This is a genomic window from Clostridium sp. CTA-19 (assembly GCF_054767855.1).
Window position 1 is genome coordinate 1 of the sequence record NZ_BAAABH010000112.1, and the last position, 314, is coordinate 314.

The window sequence follows — 314 nt, forward strand, 5'->3', positions numbered from 1 at the left end:
TCAGTAGGTAGAAGGAACTGTAGCAGTATCTAATCCAATAACAGTAGCAAATACAGTAACAGCAGTAGTGGATGGAACTGTAGATGTAGCTGGAACAGTAACGGTAGGAAATGCAGTAACAGTAGCGGCWGGAACAGTAACAGCGTTAGTAGGAAATACAGTAACAGCRKCAGTAGAAGGAACTGTAGCAGTATCTAATCCAATAACAGTAGCAAATACAGTAACAGCAGTAGTGGATGGAACTGTAGATGTAGCTGGAACAGTAACGGTAGGAAATGCAGTAACAGTAGCGGCTGGAACAGTAACAGCGTTAG

The 314-nt window shown here is 42.8% G+C and carries 1 protein-coding gene; it reads left to right on the forward strand.

Going from position 1 to position 314, the window contains the following annotated elements; all coding sequences use genetic code 11:
* Positions 1–67: 67 nt before the first annotated feature.
* Positions 68–314, forward strand: a 247-nt coding sequence (locus tag ACYUE0_RS17905) for a hypothetical protein (protein ID WP_460271945.1), incomplete at its 3' end; no start/stop codon positions are given.